Source organism: Paenibacillus radicibacter, from assembly GCF_024721995.1.
GTDB lineage: Bacteria > Bacillota > Bacilli > Paenibacillales > NBRC-103111 > Paenibacillus_AM > Paenibacillus_AM radicibacter.
This window is the reverse complement of the sequence record NZ_JANQBC010000003.1, coordinates 226,305-241,899: the sequence shown is the minus strand read 5'-3', so window position 1 is coordinate 241,899 and position 15,595 is coordinate 226,305. Positions and strand designations below refer to the sequence as shown.

The 15,595-nt window shown below is 45.0% G+C and carries 13 protein-coding genes; 8 read left to right on the top strand and 5 right to left on the bottom strand.

Going from position 1 to position 15,595, the window contains the following annotated elements; genetic code table 11:
- Nucleotides 1–16: 16 nt before the first annotated feature.
- A complete protein-coding gene (locus NV379_RS08840; protein ID WP_258206931.1) occupies nucleotides 17–955 on the top strand; it encodes a DUF2167 domain-containing protein in 939 nt (312 codons plus the stop codon).
- A 95-nt stretch (nucleotides 956–1,050) separates the two neighbouring features.
- On the opposite strand, the gene NV379_RS08835 is transcribed toward NV379_RS08840, so the two are convergent.
- Nucleotides 1,051–2,376, bottom strand: a complete 1,326-nt coding sequence (locus NV379_RS08835) for an anaerobic C4-dicarboxylate transporter family protein (RefSeq protein ID WP_258206930.1) — start codon at nucleotides 2,374–2,376, stop codon at nucleotides 1,051–1,053.
- Between the two features lie 180 nt (nucleotides 2,377–2,556).
- On the opposite strand from NV379_RS08835, the gene NV379_RS08830 reads away from it, so the two are divergent.
- Nucleotides 2,557–3,627, top strand: a complete 1,071-nt coding sequence (locus tag NV379_RS08830; RefSeq protein WP_258206929.1) for an HD-GYP domain-containing protein — start codon at nucleotides 2,557–2,559, stop codon at nucleotides 3,625–3,627.
- Between the two features lie 164 nt (nucleotides 3,628–3,791).
- Nucleotides 3,792–4,838 (top strand): beta-carotene 15,15'-monooxygenase, encoded by a 1,047-nt coding sequence (locus NV379_RS08825; protein WP_258206928.1) that lies wholly within the window; start codon nucleotides 3,792–3,794, stop codon nucleotides 4,836–4,838.
- Between the two features lie 104 nt (nucleotides 4,839–4,942).
- On the opposite strand, the gene NV379_RS08820 is transcribed toward NV379_RS08825, so the two are convergent.
- On the bottom strand, nucleotides 4,943–6,160 hold the full coding sequence (locus tag NV379_RS08820) for an MFS transporter (RefSeq protein WP_258206927.1): 1,218 nt from the start codon (nucleotides 6,158–6,160) through the stop codon (nucleotides 4,943–4,945).
- 38 nt (nucleotides 6,161–6,198) lie between these two features.
- Complete coding sequence (locus NV379_RS08815) at nucleotides 6,199–6,627, bottom strand: MerR family transcriptional regulator (RefSeq protein WP_258206926.1); 429 nt, start codon at nucleotides 6,625–6,627, stop codon at nucleotides 6,199–6,201.
- A 202-nt stretch (nucleotides 6,628–6,829) separates the two neighbouring features.
- On the opposite strand from NV379_RS08815, the gene NV379_RS08810 reads away from it, so the two are divergent.
- The 4 genes from NV379_RS08810 to NV379_RS08790 all read left to right on the top strand — a co-directional run bounded on the left by NV379_RS08810 (nucleotide 6,830) and on the right by NV379_RS08790 (nucleotide 10,102).
- Complete coding sequence (locus tag NV379_RS08810) at nucleotides 6,830–7,696, top strand: J domain-containing protein (RefSeq protein WP_258206925.1); 867 nt, start codon at nucleotides 6,830–6,832, stop codon at nucleotides 7,694–7,696.
- Nucleotides 7,697–7,904: 208 nt separating this feature from the next.
- Nucleotides 7,905–8,435, top strand: coding sequence for a C40 family peptidase (locus tag NV379_RS08805; protein WP_258206924.1), 531 nt, complete (start codon nucleotides 7,905–7,907; stop codon nucleotides 8,433–8,435).
- Nucleotides 8,436–8,692: 257 nt separating this feature from the next.
- Nucleotides 8,693–9,214: a C40 family peptidase gene (locus NV379_RS08800; RefSeq protein WP_258206923.1), complete on the top strand. Its 522-nt coding sequence runs from the start codon at nucleotides 8,693–8,695 to the stop codon at nucleotides 9,212–9,214.
- Nucleotides 9,215–9,451: 237 nt separating this feature from the next.
- The gene (locus NV379_RS08790; RefSeq protein ID WP_258206922.1) at nucleotides 9,452–10,102 is read left to right on the top strand and encodes a stalk domain-containing protein; all 651 of its coding nucleotides are present in this window, start codon (nucleotides 9,452–9,454) and stop codon (nucleotides 10,100–10,102) included.
- A 139-nt stretch (nucleotides 10,103–10,241) separates the two neighbouring features.
- On the opposite strand, the gene NV379_RS08785 is transcribed toward NV379_RS08790, so the two are convergent.
- Nucleotides 10,242–10,610 carry a hypothetical protein gene (locus NV379_RS08785; RefSeq protein ID WP_258206921.1) on the bottom strand — a complete coding sequence of 123 codons (369 nt, stop codon included), beginning with the start codon at nucleotides 10,608–10,610 and terminating at the stop codon, nucleotides 10,242–10,244.
- Nucleotides 10,611–10,679: 69 nt separating this feature from the next.
- Nucleotides 10,680–12,080, bottom strand: a complete 1,401-nt coding sequence (locus tag NV379_RS08780) for a YfcC family protein (RefSeq protein ID WP_258206920.1) — start codon at nucleotides 12,078–12,080, stop codon at nucleotides 10,680–10,682.
- 252 nt (nucleotides 12,081–12,332) lie between these two features.
- Between NV379_RS08780 and ebgA the strand changes: the two genes are divergently transcribed.
- Nucleotides 12,333–15,428: a beta-galactosidase subunit alpha gene (ebgA, locus tag NV379_RS08775; RefSeq protein WP_373426098.1), complete on the top strand. Its 3,096-nt coding sequence runs from the start codon at nucleotides 12,333–12,335 to the stop codon at nucleotides 15,426–15,428.
- Nucleotides 15,429–15,595 lie beyond the last annotated feature (167 nt).

Here is a 15,595-nt window from a genome sequence, read left to right as displayed (position 1 = left end):
TAGGAGGAAGTTATTTTTGAAATCGTGGCTTGTAAAACTAGTTAAATCAGTAAGTGTTATGACTTTGATAATGATGGTGTGTGCAGCTCCTGTATTTGCCGCAGAGAAGATCAAGTGGGTAGAAGGCGGGCAGAAAGTCGACGTGGGAACCGATTTAGCGGAACTGCAGTTGGACAAAGAATTTATTTTTCTGAATGCCGAGAATACGAAAAAGTACATAACACAGAGCGGAGGGAAACCGAGCGGGGTAGAAGTCGGCGCGGTTTTACCAGATGACGAAGAACAGGGTTGGGTCGTTTATTTCGAATATGACGAGTCGGGACATGTAAAAGATGACGAGAAAGCGAAAATCGATGCCAAAGCCTTGCTGGAAAGCTACAAAAAAGGCACGGAAGAAATGAATAAGGAAGTAAGTCCTGAAAATCAGCTACTCATTGACAAATGGGATGTTGCCCCGTTCTATGACAACACCTTGCACAGTTTGTCGTGGTCTTTATTGGCACATGATTCTCAGAACAACGGTGTTATTAACTACAATGTACGGATTCTAACGCGTAAAGGCTATATCTCGGCGATACTCGTCTCAGATCCGGCGCATTTGAAGGAAGACCGTAAGGTATTCAACGACAAGATCCTGGCGCAGCTTCACCCGAAGCAGGGCCAGCGATATGAGGATTTTGACAGCAAAACCGATAAGGTAGCTGAATTCGGCTTGTCTGGATTAATTCTTGGAGGCGTGGGTCTGGCAGTTGCCAAAAAAGCAGGCTTTCTTGCTTTGCTTCTCCCTCTATTGAAAAAGTTTGGGATCTTGATTGTGGTGGCTGGCGCAGCGATTTGGGGATTCATTCGCAAAAGACTAGGATTGAAGAAAAAGCAGTCGGAGGAGCCGACGGAACCGGAGCAATCAGAGCAACCGGCACAGGACCAGGAAATCGACCAGAAGAAGCAAGGTTGATTTGAATTATTTAAAAAGTGAAAAAACCATAGTTACGTAGGCAAAAAATAGCCCTTCCTAATCACTCGATAGCCGAGTTATAGGAGGGGCTTTTTTTACAAAATAATCGATGCAAGCCCAAACCCAATCGCAATCGCGAGGGTTGTGGCAATAAGTCCGGGAAGCATGAATGAGTGGTTCAGCACATACTTTCCGATTCGCGTCGTACCCGTGCGGTCAAAGTTAATCGCCGCGATCACAGTCGGGTAGTTCGGAATGAAGAAATAACCGTTCACGGCAGGGAACATCGCGATTAGAGCTGCGGGTGGCAAGCCTAGTGCAATACCGAGCGGCATGAGTGCGCGGACCGTTGCAGCTTGGCTGTAGAGTAGAATCGACATTATGAATAGGGCGATTGCGAACAACCACGGAGCTGCGGTTACACTGTCTTTGATCCATAAGCTGATCTGATCCATATGACCTGCGAAGAATGTATCACCAAGCCATGCAATCCCGAAGATGCTAATGACTGCCTGCATCCCTGCAAGGAACACATTGCTTTTGATCAGATGCGAAGCGTTCACTTTGCACACAAGGAGAATTAATGCAGCTATAGACAGCATTACAAGTTCAATTGCATAAGCCATGCTCAGCGGGACGAGCTTACCGCCATTTTCCCAAGCGGGACGAAGCTGGGGCAGTGAACCAAGCAAGACGACAAGCACGACACCCGTCAAGAATAGAACAACAGATAGCTTCGCTTTCGGACTTGTTGAAGCACTTCTCTGATCGGTATTGGCATCAACCGTATCTTGAATTAATCCTTCCTTCAAGCGTTCTTGGTAGATCGGATCATCTTCTAGCTCTTTGCCGAACTTGGACATCACCCATGCAGCGACCATACAACTAATGAAAGTGGCCGGAACGCTGATCATGAGGATGTCGATTAGGCTAATATGGTAACCAGCAAGCAAGGAGACGAGCGCTACCGTTGCTGCGGAAATGGGACTTGCCGTAATCGCTTGTTGGGAAGCAATGACAGATATGGATAAAGGTCGCTCAGGGCGAACACCGGATTGTCTAGATACTTCAGCGATTACAGGGAGTACCGAGTAAGACACATGACCTGTTCCCGCACAAAATGTAAATAAATACGTCACGATTGGCCCCATGAAGGTAATGCGACTTGGATGTTTGCGCAGTGCACGTTCAGCAAGCGAGACGAGGTAATCCATACCACCCGCCGTTTGCAGTGCGCCAGCAGCTGTAATGACCGCCGCGATCATAAGCATCACATCAATTGGAGGTGCAGTTGGTTGCAGGCCGAATCCGAATGTCAGAATGGCAAGTCCGAGTCCTCCCATCACGCCAAGTCCGATCCCGCCGAGTCTTGCGCCAACGAAGATGGCAAGTAACACAATCAGGAGTTGAATCCAGAACATCAATCTTTCACATCACTTTCAGCTATTCTAAGGTGCTATTTTTCACAAGCAGAAGTGTTCCATTATACGTCATTGTTTCACACCTGTCACATGGCTATTCAGAGAGTCGGTATATTCTTCAAGCCTGTTCATAGAATGTAACGAGAGTTATAGATTATGAGTGTGGTGAGGAGGATGCACATGATTATCCAATATCGACCGTACCCCAGGCACCCCTATATCGGCAGAAAGCTAAAGCGAGATACCCATAATTATCGAGGTGTATTGCTTGCCCCCGCCAAGACTGTACTGAATCATGTTCGAATTCGTCTATTAGAAATGCATGGCGTTGAACTTGATGATGAGGATCTAATCAGCTTAGAACGTTCCGTTACATTTGCTGACTTAGGTTATCATCCGAATATCGATGGATGCGCGGCACATATGAAAGTGATTTATGATGAAGTCCGATATACGAAGAAAATTCCATTATTTGATATCCGTCAGCACATTCTCCCCTTTATTATGAAAACAACGGATCAAGTAGATGACATCTACGCATTATTTGCGCAATTACAGACGAAGAATGATTATACTTACCGCCATCCGATAGCTGTCAGTATTCTTGCTGTGATAATTGGAAAGTGGCTCGGTATGAAAGAACCGCAGCTCACACAACTGGCGATTGGCGCGCTGCTTCACGATATAGGTAAAGTAAAGCTGCCTCCAGACCTAATGGATAGTGACGAACCACTACACCCGATGGAATATGCCTTTCGCAAAAAGCACACTCACTTCGGTTATCAACTGATTCGCGATACGGTTGGTACGAGTCACCGCCAAGCGCTTGTGGCGTTACTTCATCATGAACGGCAAGACGGTAGCGGTTACCCATTCGGCATTCGCGCAGGAAAATTCGATTATCATAGTCAAGTCGTCGCCGTCGCGGATACCCTACATCATCTGATTGCTGACCGTCCTCACAAAGGGGCATCGCCGCTATATGCCACGATTGCACACTTGCATGATCAAGCCTTCGGCAAGTTAGAGCCCAGAATCATTCATCTCGTATTGGATAAAATGATGCAAGCCCTCACCCAAAGCCGTGTTCAGCTCTCAGACGGTCGCCATGCGAAAGTTCTTACATTAAATCCTTATGCGAAGCTGCATCCGTTTGTCCAATTGGATCAGGGAGAGTTTCTAGATTTAAATGTGGTTCGAAATCTGCATATAGAGCGCGTGCTTATAGAAGAAGGCATTGTTGTCACATAACCTGCAACTCCCGAGTTGTCCGAGTCTGTTCAAGACTTAGACAACTTTGTTTATTTTTAACCTATTATTTGGAAAATGTTGTGTCGCAATCTTCCTCTTCAATTTATAGTTAAATTAACTCTGTAATAAGAAGAAAGCTGTGCCATCGAGGAGGGGGAATCAACATGCAAGCGATACGTAGAGGAAGACCGATCTGGCTGCTATTTCTTGGACTCATCTTGAGCAGTAATGTCATGCTGTATCAGACTGCGTTCGGCAAACAAATGCTTACACCCGAGACCCAAGGGGTGGTCATTGGATCGCTCATCGATCTTATGATCATGCTTCCAATCTTGTGGATGCTGTACAAGGGAAAATTCGTAATGAAACAAGCGATCATTCTGACGGCGATGGGTGCTATATTAGCGAGATTTCTCATCCCAAGTTCGATGCTTGCACCCTATGCAGCGGTTACTTGGATTGGACTTGGCATAGAAGCACTCATCATCGGCATGGAGTTGTTCCTTATTGTTGCACTAGTTCGATACTTGCCAAGGATTAGAACAAAAGTAAAGTCCAGTAATCTCTCGTTTCTGTTCGCTTTTCCTCATGCAGTAGAGTCTTATCGGAAGAAAAAACCGATCATTCAAGCGCTATGTTCCGAAGTGCTCGTGTTTTATTACGCTTTTTTCACATGGAAGAAGAAGTCCGAGTCTGGCATTACCCTGCATCACAAATCAAGCTATATCGCTTTGCAGATCATGTTGATTCACTCCATCGTCATCGAGACATTAGTCATCCACTTTTGGCTGCATGAAAAATCGGCTGTAATCTCGATCGTTCTACTGCTCCTCAATATCTATACGATCGTATTTATTCTTGCGGATATTCAAGCGACTCGCCTGAATCCTGTTCGCTTCGACAGAGGTACGATGTACCTCTCGCTTGGCTTGCTAAAGCGTGCTGAGATTCGAATGGATCAGATCGAGAGCATCATCGAAGACTCAGCTACCCTGCAAAGTAAACCGACGAAAGATACGATCAGCTTTGTCGCGAGGGACTTTGATGAGGTACATCCTCATCTGATTTTGAGAATGAAAGAACCACTGCGCGTCATCATGTTTATGGGGATCGAGAAATCCTACACATATGTTGCCATTCGTTCGGATCATCCTGTGCAATTAAGAGAAATGCTTCTCCATGAGATGGAGCACGTGAAGAGTGCTTTATAGGAAGGTTCATTAGATATGAAAATATTAAAAAGAGCCCCAAGCACGAGGTACATCCTCATGCCTGGGCTCTTGGTATGTGTGTTTCATGATGTCTATAGTTCTTCTTAATGAGCAATTTCCGCATCAATATTTTTCATGAATTTACGTCCTATACCCGCAGCCACAACCGCGAACACGACGAATATCGCTCCGACATAGAACGGAATGTGCGGGTTGAACCACTCCGCAAGCTTACCTGCTAGGAAGGGTGCAATCGCTCCACCAATAAAGCGAACGAAGCTGTAAGCCGCAGATGCAACAGAGCGCTCAACTGGAGCGGCATGCATGACCGCGGTCGTAATTAACGTATTGTTCACCCCAAGGAACGCGCCGGAAATGACAACAGAAGTCACAACAACGGTAATCGAATCCGTGTTCACACCAATCACAACTAAGTTTATCGCGAACAAGAACAACATGATGCACATGGAACGGATCGTTCCGAATTTCTTTTGGAAGAAGGGTGCTACGAATACAGAAGTGATCGCGAGCATAAGTCCCCACCCTAAGAACACATAACCAAGACCATGAGCATCTAAGTGATGCATCATTATGAACGGTGTATAAGCCATTAGTGTGAAAAATCCAAAATTATAAAGGAAAGCAACAACAGCGAATGTGAATAGTCCGCCATGACGGAGTGCCTTGAACGGGTCTGCAATTGAGACACGCTTCTGCGGCTTCGGAATTTTCGGCAGCATGATCGAGATCGCAATGAATGCAATCGCCATCAGTACACTCACTCCGAAGAATGGACCGCGCCAAGAGATTGATCCAAGCTCTCCGCCAAGTAGTGGACCTACAGAAATACCAAGTCCAATCGCAGCCTCATATAGAATAATAGCTCTTGCCGTTCCGCCTGTAGACAAGCCAACAATGGCAGATAGTGCAGTTGCAATGAATAATGCGTTACCGAGTCCCCAACCACCGCGCATCGCGACGATCTGATCGATACTTCCTGACATACCGCCAAGTGCGGAGAAGATGACAATTAATAGTATCCCCACAAGCAGCGTCCACTTCACACCAATGCGACTGGATACAACCCCTGTAATGATCATCGCAAGACCTGTTACTAAGTTATAACTGGAGAATAATAAGGACACCTGACTGGGCGTTGCATCTAATTGCTGCGCAATCGCAGGTAAGATCGGGTCAACTAAACCGAGTCCCATGAACGCGATCACACATGCGAACGCAACTGCCCATACAGCGCGCGGCTGATTCATCATGCCTGCGCGCTGCTGTAAATGTGAGGATGAAATTTGTGTTTGAGATCCCATGAACCCATCAAACCTCCACTTTTTAAAAAAATGTATTATTATTCTTGCTCATAACGAGCAATCGCCGTTCGGGCTCGTGTGCGTAAGGCTTGCAATTCGGATTGAACAGCGTGAATCTTCTCGATTTTTTGCTCAATTAACACCAGTTGATCACTGATGACATGATCGATTTCCTGAAGCTTCGCAAGTTTTTCCTTCTGATCCTCGATGCTCCAGTAACCTTTGCGATGAGTCTCCAGCGCATCACTAATAGAGATGAACTCTTGGATCTCCTGCAGTGAGAATCCGAGCACTTCCCGGGCATTTGTGATTTTTAGAAGATGATCAATGTGGGCTTCGGTGTACAAGCGAATCCCTTTTTCACTTCTTTCAGGTGGAGATAGAAGGCCGATTTCCTCATAATAGCGAATCGTTCTTTTCGTCAAACCACTTCTCTGCGCAACTTCATCGATTTTTAACCAAGTCATGTAATCACTCCAAATTGTTAAATGTAATTGAGATTATATCCCTAGTTAACGTTAACGTCAACGTTAACTTTAAAGAGATGAAAAAATTGGGTTTATACACAATTATTCTGATCAAGTAATGAAACGCTTCCCTAATAAGGACAAGCGCTGCTCTGCTTTGCTATAATAAATTGAATGCATACTAGTGCTTGAGGTGAATGGGATGAATGAGAAGCTGAAGGAAGCTTGTACGATTCTCGGTGTTTCCGAGAATGCAACGAAAGAGCAGATTGAACATCGTTATGGACTTTTACTGAAAAAAGCACGTTCCCGCAGCAAAGCGGCTGAACCTGAAAGTAATTTGGACTCACAAGTAACGGTAGAGGAAATTAATGAGGCGTATCAGGTGCTCATGGGTCTTACGAAGTATGAAGATCCAAGTGCAATGAAACCAACAGGGAAGTATGAACATTTCTTTTACTATTACAAATGGCATGTGTTGATTGGAATTATCCTCGTCATTTGCGCGATATTCGGTGTCAAAAGCTACATGGATCGCCAAGCGGAGAAAGCAGCAGAAGCGGCTAAGCCACCAATTGATGTGAATGTGATGTTATTCGGCGATTATTTCCTTGAAAAACCAGAGCAAATCTCAGATGCAATTCTTCAAGCGTTTCCAGATTGGAAGCGCGTTCAGACTCAGCTTACAATTGTACCGCGAGAGCCCAAAGATCCATACGATATGGCACTTCAACAGAAGAGTGTCATCTCGATGATGAACGATAAATTTGATGTGTATATTATGGATCGTCCAAGTATGGAGGCATACGTACGACAAGATGGATTCATTGCCATTGAGCAATTAACGAGCAGCTTGCCAAGTGACTTGACTGAGGGTAAGGTATACAAGACGAAGACAGACAAGGTCGCAGAAGAGCATGTATATGGTGTGGATATTACGAGCAGCAGCTTATTCAAAACCATACCGATTCGGGGTAATGAGAAATATGCTCTAATCCGCTTTGATACGAAGAATAAAGAAAAGTCTCTTGAGCTCATTGAGTGGCTGATTCGATCAACGAAGCCATAACGAAACGCGGGTCTATTTTGGTAAAAATGGATAGTTTACGTTTTACAAGAAGATTTTCTTTACACGTTTCTAATGGAATCTTAATAAAGACACTCAACCCGCTGGCATACGTAGTTTTGTCCCAACTCTGGTAATTCCTCCCTGATTTTATTCTGTTAAGCTGATAGCAGCCAAGGCAGAATACAACAACTCAGGAGGTTTTACCGTTATGGCAAACACAGCAACAGCAACACCGAAATGGAAAAAACTATTCATGGGGGTAAGTCTTACAGTTGCACTTCTTAGTGCGACAACAATGATAACGACTGCGCCTGTACAAGCAGCGGCTGCGTCCAGTAAGAAGACAGCTTCCCAAAAGGCAGATGCCATTATTAAAGATGCGAAAGCATTGGCGAGTAAAGTTCAGTACAAATATGGAAAGAATGATCCGAAGCGATTCATCTTCGATTGCTCATCTTTCACAAAGTACTTGTATCAAAAACAAGGTGTAAACTTGAAATGGGGTTCTGCACTGCAAAGTAAGCAAGGTACACCCATTAAGAATGCGAAGAACCTGAAGAAGGGTGATTTGGTTCACTTTAGCGTAGGTACACCAGGTAAGATTGCACATGTTGGTATTTACATCGGTGACGGTAAGTTCATTCATAATTTGAATGAGAAAAGCGATGTTGTGATAAGCGATATGTCCAAGGGATATTGGAAGAATAAATTCATTACAGGTACACGTGTGCTTAAATAGTGGACAAGTTATAGAGACGATAGCAGGCCTGCCAATTATGGTAGGTCTGTTTTTTTATATTTTTTAAAAAAGTCGAACTTCAACGAGCCTATTTATACAAGAAGAAAAAGCTTACCTGTTTCTCATGGAAAATTAAGAATCACTGGAGATCGCTTGTGTACTAGGGTCTAGCACCGATTCTAGAAATTTCATCCAGTTTTTTATCTGTTATGCTAGTTTCATCAAGACAAACTAGACTAACAGGAGGCGTTATCGATATGAATCATACACATACATCCAAATGGAAGAAAGTCATGGTGGGAGTCAGTCTGACAGTTGCTATGTTAGGTGTATCTAGCATGACAGTCGCAACGCCCGTACAAGCGGCAGTAACAACATCGAATAAAACAGCTTCCCAGAAGGCGGATGCGATCATTAAAGATGCACAATCGCTAATGGGTAAAGTTAAATATGTATTTGGCAAGAATGATCCGGCGAAACTGACATTCGACTGTTCTTCCTTCACGAAGTTCTTGTTCGCAAAGCAAGGTGTGGATCTGAAATGGGGATCTAGCGCTCAAAGTAAGCAAGGTACTTCCATTAAGCAGATTTCTCAATTGAAAAAAGGCGACCTCGTATACTTTAGTGTGAGCACACCAGGACAGGTTAACCACGTTGGGGTTTACATGGGTGATGGCAAGTTCATTCATAACTTGAGCCCAAAAGACGGCGTTGTGATTAGCGATCTGTCGAAGGGTAACTGGACGAAGAGATTTATTTCAGGTTCTCGCGTGTTATAAATAGAGACAAGCTATTAAAGAGATGAAAAAGGTTAGATATAGAGAGATAAATAGAGACGGAAAAAACATATTATATGTAGGTAAACTGTTAGGCATGAGCTCGGTATTGTACCGGGCTCATGCCTTTTAGTTTTTTAATCCGCTTGTGATTGGAATAATCCATACTCAGAATTTTCTGATATAATAGATAAGTAATCATTTTCACAAATACATAAAATTGAGGAGTGGGAATAACCAATGAAAAAAGCAATCGTAGTATCGATCATCGGAGCGTCCATGTTGTTAAGTGCAGGGGCTGGAGTTTATGCAGGTACTAATATGCAGGAAATAAAGGCTTACTTGAATAACGGTATTAAGGTCAAAGTGAACGGTAAAACGACACAACTGTTAGATGCCAAGGGAAATGTTCTAACTCCTATTTCCTATGATGACACGACTTATGTACCAATACGTGCCATCTCAGGTTTATTAAATGTAGCCGTTGATTATGATGCTGAGACAGATAGCGTTCTGTTAGGAGAAAAAGTTAATGGCACGCCTATTAACGCGAATCAAATCTTCTATACTTCAACAAAAGACCCTGATCTTACCAAATATAAGGGCACAGATTATAAAGAAGTACTGATTGCGAAAGAAACTAGTGGAGGTAATATCCAACTAACACCAAACAAGAAATTCCAAAAGTTATACTTGCAAGTGGCTGCAATTGAAGCTTCAGTCAAGCTCGAATTCAAAGATACGCAAGGGCATTTGTTAAAAGAAGTTACCGTTTCCATCGAAGATGGTATGAAGACTATTGAAGTTGATGTTGCCGGACTGGAGGAAGTTAATGTCTTCTATGGTTATGAGGGGGTATTTGTCCCAGTAACCACTTCTTATTACAAATAATCATGCTCCAATAGAGAAACGGGCGCATCCAATAGGATCGCCTGTTTTACTGTTTCTAATTAATAAAAAAATGACTCCTGATTAGCGTGCTGTTCAGGAATCATCTTTAGTTTCGTTATTTGGGCAGCCGATAAGAGAATTAGAAACGAGTGAGTTCCGCTTGCGCAAAGCGGTGTGCCGCGACGAGCTGACCCGCCTTGTTCTTGCCCCAACCTGATACAAGTACATTGCAGTTGCTCACTGTAAATACGACTTCAAATTGGAACAATTGCGAGACGTCGAATGTACGGAAACCCGATGAGCCTGGTGCTAGAGTGAAGGTTTGGGTGTCGAGCAGCACCTTCTGACCGTTTAAGCGAAACAACTGAAAAGTTATCGTCGCTTTCTTCTTGCTGTTGTTTAATGCTTTTGCAAAAAATTGTACGGACGTACCTGGTAGGCCAGATATCCCTTTTGCATTTTCTACAGGTGATGTGGAATACCGTATTACTTTATGTCCATAAGCCATACTCTAAATCTACCTCCCATAATGTGATGTTATATGGTATGAGAGACTACTAGAGTTGGCGTGGGTCTTTTATTGGTATCCGATTAAATGAGCAATCGTAATGCAGATTGCACCGAGTACATACTGCATCAGGAGAAGCGGCAGCATCCAGCGTGCCCAACGTGTCCAAGGAATGCCTGCTAGAGCAAGACCGGCCATAAAGTAGCCAGAAGTAGGCGCAATGACGTTTGAGATGCCATCTCCAAGCTGGAACGCAAGTACAGCTGTCTGTCTCGTTACTCCAACAAAATCACTGAGCGGTACCATAATGGGCATCGTGAGAGCGGCTTGTCCACTACCTGACGGCACAATAAAGTTCAGAATGGACTGTACACCGAACATACCGAGCGCAGTCAGCGAGCTTGGAATCGTCACGAGGACAGACGCAAGTGCATGAAGAATCGTATCCATGACCGCACCGTCGCTTAGGACGATTAGAATGGCGCGCGCCACCCCAACGACAAGTGCTCCCATTGCAATGGCACTGCATCCCCGTACAAAATGTTCCGCAATCGTGCTCGCCGACATTCGAACTGTAACCCCGACAGCAATCCCCATGCCGATGAATAACCCGGAAATTTGCGCAAGCGACCAGCCCCAGCGGATAATACCGACCATGAGCAGGACAAGGAAAACACCTACAACGATTAGCACAAGGGCATGACGGCGCTCCATAGGCTTCGCATGTACCTCAGAATGAGCTTCTGTCTGCATATCGCTAGATAAGAAGCGTAAGGACGGATTGCGGCGTATTTTGCGTGCATAACGCAAGACGAAGATGATGTTAAGTAACGCGAATGCTGCGCCCATTGCGATGCGCACCTCTGCTCCTGAGAACAGAGGAACTTGTGCCAAGGTTTGCGCGACTCCTGTTGTAAAAGGATTCATCACCGCCGTCGTAAACCCCGCCGATGTACCGAGCAGGACGACCGCGGCTGCGGTCATATTGTCAAAGCCTAAGCGAATCATGATCGGTAGAAGCAAGGTGATATAAGGAATCGCTTCTTCAGCGAGTGCAATGAACGAACCGCCGATCGCAAAGACGATCATGAGAGCGGGTATTAAGTAATGTTCTTTGCCAGAGAGACGAAGGGCGAGCTTGCCGATAGCACGCTCAACAGCTTCTGTTGCACGAAGAACTTCAAAAGTTCCGCCAACGATGAGCATGTAGAAGATAATGTCGCTAACCGCGACCATGCCGTTAAGGACAGATTGCAGCATGCCCATGATCGAGACGGAAGGGCGTTGTGCCAATTGTTCGTACGTACCAGCTACGACAGATTCAATGCCCGCGGCGTCGGTTGCGCGCTGAAAGTAACCAGCGGGAAGGATATAAGTTGCTAGAGTTGCCAGGGCGAGCATGCTGAACAAAATGACAAGGACATGTGGCATTCTAGGTGACTTGATTGTTGATGTTTTTTCTGAATTCATGAATTGACTTCTCCCTCTTTTTTTAGTGTCACAAGCCACCATCTTAATGAAAATTCCCTTCGAGATTCAGTCAAAAAGCTCACACGTTATATTTTTAGGAAACATGGTTATAAGAGTTTTACTATGTAAAGTTAAAAACATGGTAAAAAACTTAGTAAAATACATAGTAAAACTAATTGAGTAAAGGGTAAAAATATGATATGTTTTACTTAATCTAAATCTACTTTATTGAATACTGAGGGGGATTTATCTATGCGTACTATGAAGTTGTGGGAAAATATCGAAGTGAGTCATCAGAATCGGATGAAGCCGCGTGCTTTTTTCCATTCTTTTGCAAGTAAAGAGAAGGCATTGATGAATGAACCGGGGTACACCCATCACTATAAAAATTTAAATGGTTCGTGGAAATTCTTGTTCTTATCAGCACCGGAGTACAGTCCGATTGGGTTTGAGCAGTCAACATATGAGGCTAAAGCATGGGACTCGATTACAGTTCCGAGCAACTGGCAGCTAGAAGGATACGGAAAGATGCACTATTCCGATCTATGGTACAACTTCCCGATTAATCCGCCTTATGTGCCGACGGATAATCCGACTGGAATTTATAAACGCACGTTTACGATTGGTCAGGACTGGCTTGCAGATCAGCAGGTGATCCTGCGCTTTAACGGCGTGGATTCGGCTTACCAAGTCTGGGTCAATGGACAGGAAGTTGGATTCAGCAAAGGTGCGCGCATGCTTGCGGAGTTTGACGTAACCGCTTTCGTGCAAGCAGGCGAGAACAATATCACCGTGCGTGTGGTGCAATGGTCAGATGGTACGTACTTGGAAGATCAGGACATGTGGTGGCTTAGCGGTATATTCCGCGATGTGGAATTGTATACACAGCCAGTTGCAGGTATTGAGGACTTTGCGGTAGTGACAGACCTGAATGCGGACTACACAACAGCGAAGCTCCAAGTTACTGCGGTTGTACGTGGAGCGCATACGGGCGGCGCAATTGCTTATGAATTAATCGATGAGCGCGGACGCACAGTTGTAAGTGGCGAAGTGGCTGTTAACGCTGGCGGGGAGCCTGGTGTAGCTATTGAAGAAGTTATTGAAGCACCGAAGCTATGGACAGCAGAGACACCGAACTTGTACAAGCTACTCCTTACTTATAAGCAGGGGGATCAGGTTATTCAAGTGATTCCACAGCCAGTTGGTTTCCGCAAAATAGAACTGAAAGGCGATACGTTCACGGTAAACGGCGTCGCTATCAAGTTCAAAGGCGTAAACCGTCATGATTACCATCCGATCACAGGTCGTGTTGTGTCACGCGAAGATATGATTGCAGACATTCATCTCATGAAACAGCACAACATTAACGCAATTCGTACAGCGCATTATCCGAACTCCACTTGGCTATATGACCTGTGTGATGAGTACGGGATGTACGTCATTGATGAGGCGGATTTAGAGTGTCACGGATTTGAATTGACAGGCAAATACAACTGGATTTCCGATGATCCAGCTTGGGAGAACGCTTATGTAGAGCGTTTAGAGCGAATGCTGCATCGTGATAAGAACCACCCTTCAATCATTATGTGGTCACTTGGTAATGAATCTGGATTCGGCTGTAACTTTAAAGCGATGGCGAAGCGTTCAAGAGAGCTAGATCCTACACGTTTGGTGCATTATGAAGGAGATCGTGAAGCAGAAGTAACAGATGTACTGTCTACGATGTATTCGTGGTTAGAGAACCTGAATGGATCTACACAGAAGCGCATTATGCAGACGATTGCAGATACATCAGCTAAGCCGCACATTCTATGCGAATATGCACATGCAATGGGTAACGGTCCAGGTAACATGAAGGACTATCAAGATCTGTTCTATGCCCACGATAAATTGCAAGGTGGATTCATCTGGGAGTGGTTCGATCACGGGATTCAGACGATCCATGAGGATGGCAGCGTGTACTACCGTTATGGTGGTGACTTCGGTGATGACCCAACGAACGGCAATTTCTGTATCGATGGTCTATTGATGCCAGATCGTACGCCGTCACCAAGTTTGCTCGAGTATAAGAAAGTAATCGAGCCTATTCATACGCATGCAGTAGATGTCATGAAGGGGATCATTCGAGTAGAGAGCAAGTATGATTTCAGTACGCTGGATCACTTGGATCTGATCTATTCCATTGTGAAGGATGACGAGATTCTGCACACAGGTAGAGCGGATATTAGCGGTATTGCAGCGCGTTCGAGCAAGGAAATTCAGCTTGATTATACATTCGATTGGCAGCCAGAGCTTGGCACGGACTACTATTTGAATATCTCATATGTCCTGAATCGCTCGTACAAGTGGGCACCACGTGGACATGAGCTTGCGACAGGTCAATTGCAGCTTCCAGTTGAGACTGCACCTTACTTCATCCAACCGCAAGGAACGCTTGCGATGATCGAGAAACACTGTGAGCTAGTTGTACGCGGTGGAGAGTTCGAGATTATTTTCGATACGGTAAAAGGTTCGATGAAATCGTGGACGCGCAATGGTCAAGTTGTGATAGAGAGAGGTCCTGCTTTGCAGTTCTGGCGCGGCCCTATTGATAATGATATGTACATTGTTGAGGATTACAAGAAGAAGACGTTTATGCATCTGATGCATGAAGTTGTGGAGTCTGTTCATTATGAGCAGCTAGCGGACCATGTACATGTACATGTTAAGACGATGAATGCAGCGACGAATGCAGCTTGGCACTATTGCTCGGCTTATGACTACAAGATTTATCCGAATGGCGATGTGCTGTTCGAAGTGAGTGGTCAGCCAGGTGGGCTTGTCGAAACAGCACCTGAGATGTTGCCGCGTATCGGCGTGAAGCTTCAAGTCAATAAGAACTGTGAGCATGCGAAGTGGTACGGTCGCGGCCCAGGCGAAACTTATATTGATTCCAAGGAAGCTGGGTTGTTCGGGGTATATGAGCAGACAGTGGATGGCATGTTCACGAACTATGTCGTGCCACAAGAGAATGGCAACCATACCGATACTCGTTGGGCGCGTCTAACGGACCGTTATGGAGTAGGTGTGATGGCAGTGGCGTATCCGTCGATGGACTTCAGCGCGATGTACTATGAGGCAGATGATCTGGATGCAGCGAAGCATACAATTGAACTGAAGAAGCGGGAATATATTGTGCTGAACCTGGATGTGAAGCAGAATGGTCTTGGATCGAACTCATGTGGACAGAACCAATTGGATAAGTACCGCTGCAAGTTCGAGCCGTTTAGCTTGAAGGTGAAGCTTGGGGTGTATTCGAATAAGGAAGTTTCGGATGTGCGCAAGGCGAAGGAGACGATTGAGGGGTAGTTTTGAGCGAAAGTGCTTGAAGGTATGACTGAAAGTACTTGAGAGTTTGAACTGAGAGCAACTCTGAGAGTCCGCCTGTGGGCAGTCTATATCCTTACGTGCTCTGTTGAAATCGTGTCCCTTGATTAGGTTAGTAGGTGAGGACACGATTTCAAAGGATCACCGCT

Excerpts from the sequence above, each read along its gene's own strand:
- NV379_RS08835 (WP_258206930.1), bottom strand. The coding sequence starts at position 2,376 with ATGTTCTGGATTCAACTCCTGATTGTGTTACTTGCCATCTTCGTTGGC.
- NV379_RS08830 (WP_258206929.1), top strand. The coding sequence starts at position 2,557 with ATGATTATCCAATATCGACCGTACCCCAGGCACCCCTATATCGGCAGA.
- NV379_RS08825 (WP_258206928.1), top strand. The coding sequence starts at position 3,792 with ATGCAAGCGATACGTAGAGGAAGACCGATCTGGCTGCTATTTCTTGGA.
- NV379_RS08820 (WP_258206927.1), bottom strand. The coding sequence starts at position 6,160 with ATGGGATCTCAAACACAAATTTCATCCTCACATTTACAGCAGCGCGCA.
- NV379_RS08815 (WP_258206926.1), bottom strand. The coding sequence starts at position 6,627 with ATGACTTGGTTAAAAATCGATGAAGTTGCGCAGAGAAGTGGTTTGACG.
- NV379_RS08810 (WP_258206925.1), top strand. The coding sequence starts at position 6,830 with ATGAATGAGAAGCTGAAGGAAGCTTGTACGATTCTCGGTGTTTCCGAG.
- NV379_RS08805 (WP_258206924.1), top strand. The coding sequence starts at position 7,905 with ATGGCAAACACAGCAACAGCAACACCGAAATGGAAAAAACTATTCATG.
- NV379_RS08800 (WP_258206923.1), top strand. The coding sequence starts at position 8,693 with ATGAATCATACACATACATCCAAATGGAAGAAAGTCATGGTGGGAGTC.
- NV379_RS08790 (WP_258206922.1), top strand. The coding sequence starts at position 9,452 with ATGAAAAAAGCAATCGTAGTATCGATCATCGGAGCGTCCATGTTGTTA.
- NV379_RS08785 (WP_258206921.1), bottom strand. The coding sequence starts at position 10,610 with ATGGCTTATGGACATAAAGTAATACGGTATTCCACATCACCTGTAGAA.
- NV379_RS08780 (WP_258206920.1), bottom strand. The coding sequence starts at position 12,080 with ATGAATTCAGAAAAAACATCAACAATCAAGTCACCTAGAATGCCACAT.
- ebgA (WP_373426098.1), top strand. The coding sequence starts at position 12,333 with ATGCGTACTATGAAGTTGTGGGAAAATATCGAAGTGAGTCATCAGAAT.